General features: G+C 64.2%; 4 protein-coding genes. 2 read left to right on the forward strand and 2 right to left on the reverse strand.

Annotated features, from left to right (window positions below; genetic code table 11):
* Both AC2VOK_RS06525 and AC2VOK_RS06530 read left to right on the forward strand, forming a co-directional pair.
* On the forward strand, positions 1–810 hold the full coding sequence (locus AC2VOK_RS06525; RefSeq protein WP_428899754.1) for a glycosyltransferase family 2 protein: 810 nt from the start codon (positions 1–3) through the stop codon (positions 808–810).
* A 141-nt stretch (positions 811–951) separates the two neighbouring features.
* On the forward strand, positions 952–1971 hold the full coding sequence (locus tag AC2VOK_RS06530; RefSeq protein ID WP_343708900.1) for an NAD-dependent epimerase/dehydratase family protein: 1020 nt from the start codon (positions 952–954) through the stop codon (positions 1969–1971).
* 127 nt (positions 1972–2098) lie between these two features.
* On the opposite strand, the gene AC2VOK_RS06535 is transcribed toward AC2VOK_RS06530, so the two are convergent.
* Complete coding sequence (locus AC2VOK_RS06535) at positions 2099–4291, reverse strand: acyltransferase family protein (protein WP_428899755.1); 2193 nt, start codon at positions 4289–4291, stop codon at positions 2099–2101.
* Between the two features lie 346 nt (positions 4292–4637).
* Positions 4638–5927, reverse strand: a complete 1290-nt coding sequence (locus AC2VOK_RS06540) for a glycosyltransferase (RefSeq protein WP_428899756.1) — start codon at positions 5925–5927, stop codon at positions 4638–4640.
* Positions 5928–6240 lie beyond the last annotated feature (313 nt).

The raw sequence follows: 6240 nt of genomic DNA on the forward strand, positions 1-6240 counted from the left end.
CTGAACATGGCGGCGACCCTGCACGCTTGCCTCGACAGCGTGGTAGGCCAGTCCTACAGCGACTTCGAGGTAATCCTCGTCGACGGCTGCTCGACGGACGCAACCCTCGACGTCGCCAACAGCTTCACTCCCATTCTCGGTAAGCGCCTGGAAATCCATAGCGGCCCCGACCAGAATGTCGCCGACGCCATGAACCGCGGTGTGGCAATGGCTACCGGGGCGTGGTTGCTCTTCCTGGGCGCCGACGACACCCTGTACGACGCGGACACCCTGGCCCGGGTGGCCGCCTTCATCGGCGAACATGAGCCCAGCGATCTGGTCTACGGCGATGTGATCGCACGCTCGACCGGTTCCCGCTACGCCGGGGCGTTCGACCTTGACCGTCTGCTGTTCGAAGCAAACATCTGCCACCAGGCGATCTTCTACCGCCGCGAGCTTTTCGCCGGCATCGGTCCCTACAACCTGCGCTACGCCGGCTGCGCCGACTGGGACTTCAATATCCGCTGCTTCTCCAACCCCGCGCTCGTGACCCGATACATGGACATCGTCGTTGCCCGATGGGACAACATCACCGGAATGAGCGGGGCAAAAGGGATTAACAAGGAATTCAGGAAGCGGCTGCCGAAGTTTTTCGGAGCGTCGGCAAGGGAGGTCTCTGGTCGAGCCCTGGCGTTCGTGAGACAAAAGGAGAACCGGAGAGCGATGTTGGGGTCGCTGGTCAGCCAAGTCCACAACCGGCGCCAGGCCAACGGCCGGAACCAGATTTCGTTCGTCGAACACCGCCGACTCGACGGTGAAGCTGTGCGGTGATGTCACCCTCGACGAGGGGCTCGAGCGGTCCGACGTGCTTGTGTTGGGGGCACCGCGCAGCGACTACCGATCGCTGGTTATCCCGGACGACAAGCGTGTCATCGACGTCTGGAACTTTTTCGGAAAGGGAGCGCAACTTACGTGAAGATTCTTGTAACGGGCTCGGCCGGTTTCATCGCGGGCTACCTCATCGAAGAATTACTCACCCACGGCTACGAAGTGATCGGACTCGATAACTACTCCAAGTACGGGCCGATCGAGCGGGCATTCGACACGAACCCCAACTACACCTGCGTGCAGGGCGATGCGAAAGACGTCGGGCTGCTCAAGGAGCTGCTGGCGGGCTGCGATCATCTGGTCGCCGGAGCGGCAATCATCGGCGGTATCTCGCTGTTCCACGAGCTGGCTTACGATCTGCTTTCCGAGAACGAGCGGATCACAGCGGCGACCTTCGACGCGGCGATTTGGGCACACCGCAACGCGGACCTGCACAAGATCACCGTCGTGTCCTCGTCAATGGTCTACGAAAGCACGTCAACGTATCCCACGCCTGAGGGCGAGCAGCGCCGTTGCCCGCCGCCGCACTCGACCTACGGCTTCCAAAAGCTGGCCACCGAGTACTTCGCCCAGGGGGCATGGGAGCAGTACGAGCTGCCCTATACGATCGTGCGGCCATTCAACTGCATCGGAGTGGGCGAAAAGCGCGCACTGTGTGATCGCGAGATCATGTCCGGCAATGTCCGCCTGGCGATGAGCCACGTCGTCCCCGACCTAGTCCAAAAGGTCCTCAAAGGCCAAGACCCGCTGCACATTCTCGGCGACGGCCGCCAAGTCCGGCACTACACCTATGGCGGCGACCTCGCCCGGGGTATACGCCTGGCTATCGAGTCGGACCTGGCACGCAATGAGGACTTCAACCTCTCGACCGCGGCGTCGACCACGGTCCACGAACTCGCCGAGACGGTGTGGCACAAAATCAAGGGCGACACCCCATTGCGGCTCGTCAGCGACGATCCATTTCCCTATGACGTGCAAAAGCGGGTACCCGAGGTCCAAAAGGCCATGGATATCCTCGGTTTCAAAGCCACGACATCACTCGATGACGCGCTCGACGAGATCATCCCGTGGATCGGGAGCCAGATCGAAGTGGGCGGCATCTGACGATCGAGGCATGCGGCGACCTCAAAGCGGAATGGGATCGAAATCGCCTGCTCAAAAACGGTCCAGCCGCCGACGTTCGCCGGCGTCTCCGTGGCGCATTCTCGCGGTGGTGGCCCCGCGGTCCGCGTCAAGCGGCGGCCCCGAGCGATCGGTCGGCCAGCGCCCCGATTACCGGTGCCAGCAGCCTGGCATAGCCGGTCGTGATGTGAGTCTGGTTGGCGTAGACCAACGTGTTGCCGACGATGACCGGGCAGCGCTCAGCGGCGCAGAACAGCTCTGTGAGGTCGGCGTATTGTCCACCACCCACTTCGGTGGCCGCTGATTCAGCTGCGATGCCGGGTTGGTCCACCGCCGTCGCCCTTGGCGGCGAGCACGCTGTCGCGTCATCGAGGTGAGCGGACAGGCAATCCGGCACTGCCGAGTGCGGATCCGGGATCGGCCCGAGCACCAGCACTTCGGCGCCAACGGTGTGCAGCTGCTGCACCTGGCGGGTCAAGCTGGCGATCCATGCCGGGTCGTAGGACGTGAAACCTGAATTGAAACCGTAGCGGGCGCCGTGGTGGCGCATCATGTCGAGCACGATCAACCGCGGGCGCTCGGCCTGTAACCGGGCCATGGTCTGACGTCGCCACCGCTGACACTCGGAGTACTCCCGTCCGAAGATAGGGTTGACGATGGGCAGGTCAAGCAACGGGCATGCGCCTTTGGTCAGGGTCTCCAGGCGCCAATGCCGCTGTTCGGCGACCTTCTGGAGCGCCGGTTGCCACATGTAGGCATTGGAGTCGCCGACCAGGGCCACCGTGGTCGCCGAGGCGATGTCACCCGTGGCGCACTCAGGCTGTCCGACTTGGTAAAGACCGCGCAGGCAATCCTTGGAGCCGCCGAGCGATTCTTTGGACTCCGCGTGGGCAAGCTGCGGCTCGAGATTCGATGGTACGGCTTCCAAGTCGGCGGATGCGGCGACCGCGGCCTGCACCTGGGCGAACGCATGCTGCACCACCTCGTCGTAGGCATTCATCGTGGAGCCCGCGGGAGGAGCCGCTACAGTCACCCTCAACGCCGTAGTCGGCGCACCGCGTCCGACCGGGTCGGGCGCGTGCAGCAATAGGCCCACGCCGACCGCGATCGCTGTGGCGACACCACCGAGCGCCAGACTACGGTTGGCCGACCGGCGTACGAATGGGGCGAATCGCAGCGGGTTCTCAATGAAGCGAAGGGTGATCACGGCGAGCCCAAGGGAAATGAGGATCCCGGCCAGCGCCAGCCACAGGGTATGACCCAGCGCGGGCGCCAAACTCCAGAACGCGATGGCCAGCATCGGCCAGTGCCACAGATACCAGGAGTAGGACACCCTGCCGACAGCCCGCATCGGCCGCAGCGCCAGGACGCGGCCACATCCGTGAGCGGGTGCGGCACAGCCGGCGCCGATCATTAGTGCCGTGCCCATCACGGGCAACAGCGCTGCAGTACCCGGATAGGGTGTGGTCGGGCCCAACCAGGTGCAGGCCAGCAGGACCACGCCCAGCCCTGACCACCCCGCGATCGCGGCGGGCAGGGGCGGAATTCGGCGCCACTGGCCTGCGGTGAGGGCCACCAGGCCGCCGGCGGACAATTCCCAGGCCCGGGTGGGCAACGAGAAGAACGCCATGGGAGGCAGCACCCGAGTGAGCACCAGCGAGACGGCGAACGATACTGCCCCGACCACGGCGAGGACCACCAGATACGGGCGGTGCGATGAAGGGGCATCGGTCCCGGTGCGCCGGCGCATACGCCCGACGAGCCACGCCGTCCCGATGATCAATTCCGGCCACACCAGGTAGAACTGCTCCTCAACGCCCAGTGACCAGTAGTGCTGGAACGGCGAGGGCGGCTGGGAGGCAGCCAGGTAGTCGACCCCCTGCAAAGCGAACCGGTAGTTGCTGACATACAGCGCACTGGCGATGCCGTCATCGATGACGCTCCGCGCGCGCAACGGGGGTAGCAGGACGCTCGCGCCGAGCATGATGACGACGCCTACCGCGGCCGATGCGGGTAGTAATCGGCGGGCCCGAGCCCCATAGAAGCGGCGCAGCCCGACACTGCCGGTGGCGCTCACTTCGCGCCAAAGCAACCCAGTGATCAAAAAACCCGAGATCACGAAGAACACATCCACGCCGACGAACCCGCCATGCAACCAAGGCATCTCAGCGTGAAAAAGGACAACGGACACCACCGCAACCGCGCGCAAGCCCTCGATGTCGGGGCGAAATTCCGATTTTGCCGCGCGCGGACTCGGTACTGCTTCGGTAGGGCTGACGCTGTCGGCCGGGAACAAGGTCACCTATCCAGGAAGAGGACGATGGGTTGACAAGTCGAGCAAGTATCACACAGCTGTTCAACAGATTCCGGTGAATCCTCAGTTATCGTCGTCGACTCGCCGCCCTGGATGGTGTGCGCTGCGATCACCCACAACGTGCCGCGAGTGACCGGGGTGCTCGTTGGCGCCGCTCATGTAGTCGCGCAAAGTTCGACGCTGCGGCGGCGCGCATCGTCAACGTCCCGGCCCGAACGACGACCCGTCCTGCACCTACCGTCGCACTGAACCCGGGAAAATTCGTGGATCACACTGTCGCACAACAGCATCGGAAAGAGTCAGACGTCGCACCAGGACGGAAATGGCTTTCACCTCAACCACTCGGCTTCACCGATCCGCCGACGCGCCGCAGGCGCGCGAAATCTTCGAGGAGATCCGCAGCGGCCGCCGCGCTTTCGGCGGGCCGGGTCATCCGGGTGGCGATCTCGCGGGCGCGAGCGAGGTAGTGCGGGGCCAGGATGGTGCGAAGTTCGCCGACCAGCGATTTGCGGGTAACGGACGAAAAACGCCGAGCAGAGCCGATCTTGAGTCGTTTGAGCTGAGCTCCCCAGATGATCTGATCGGGCAGGGTCCAAAGGATCAGCGTCGGGACTCCGGCGCGCAGGCCCGCGGCCAAGGTGCCCGCGCCACCGTGGTGCACGACGGCGCGGCAGGCGGGAAAGGTCGTCGCGTAGTTGACGGTGCTCACCACCTTGACGTGTTCGAAGTCGGTGGCCGTGCCGAAGTCACTGGACCCGGCACAAACCAACGCCCGCTCGCCTACCTCCGCGCATGCCTCGGCGATCAGAGCGAGTGTATCGGCCGGGGATGCGATGGCTATGGTGCCGAAGCCGAAGAAGATCGGCGGTGTCCCGGCGGTGATCCACGACGCGACCTCCTCGTCGGCATCGGTCGGCGACTCCATCGTCAGGGTTCCGACGAACGGCCGCTGACCGTCGTATTTCGCCCACTCGGCGGCCAGCCCGGGAAACCACACCTCGTCGTAGGCCTGGATTTGCAACGAACCGCGTTCGGTGATCCGCCGCGATGTGGTGTGCCTGGCCTTCGGTAGGCCCAGTTCCCGGCGCTGGGCATCCTCGGTCTTTTTCATGGCGCGCCAATTGATCCATTCGCCCACCATCCATGCGCGACGGATCAGCGGCGACGGCAGGAACGGCAGGAGTTGCCCGTTGGCCCGGATCGGGTAGTAATCCAGTGTGGCCAAGGGAATGCCGTAGTGCTCGGCGACGTTGGCGGCGGGCTGCTCGAAGGTCAGGCCGGTGAACAGCAGGTCGGCCCCGTCGGCCAGCGACGTGAGCGTCGTGGTCATCTCTTTCCAGCATGCGGCAGAGATTTCCAGATTCTCCCGCTGCAACCTTTTCAGCTCTTTGCGCTTCCAGGGTGTGCGAAAGCTGCATGTCCAGTAGTTGCGCTGCGCATCCAGCAGGGCCTGCGTTTCCAAACCGTAGGCGACCGCTGCAAGCCCAGCCTCCTCGGTGAAACCGACCAGGTTGGGCGACACGGCCATGCGCACGTCGTGCCCTCGGCGCTGCAACTCCCGGCCGACGGCGACGGACGGCTCGACATCACCGCGACTCCCGTAGCATGCCAGCACAAATTTCATCGCAGGCTCTGGCCCTTCAGTTGTCATCGGCAAAGGCGAAGTCAGGGGTTTGGATCATTATTACCGGTTCTGCGATCACCGGCGGCGCGTTGGCCCGCTGACGTGGCCTCGATCCGTCGTCGAATTGGCTTGGTGCCGGGTCTCGGAATGAGGAAAGCACCGGCTGAGCTGCGATGATCGGAGTTCCCCCGAAACAATCAGGGCAGTACAAGGAAGACACCTCCGGTGCGCTTTTCGCACAACTTCGGGACCGGCTCAACGGCGCGCTGCTGGGTGTGCCGCGCCGATCTTGTGCAAGACCACGTCGCCGACG

Source organism: Mycobacterium sp. TH-M116 (assembly GCF_057473685.1).

Bases quoted from the DNA above. Each gene is read 5' to 3' on its own strand.
- AC2VOK_RS06540 (WP_428899756.1), bottom strand. From the start codon at position 5,927: ATGAAATTTGTGCTGGCATGCTACGGGAGTCGCGGTGATGTCGAGCCG.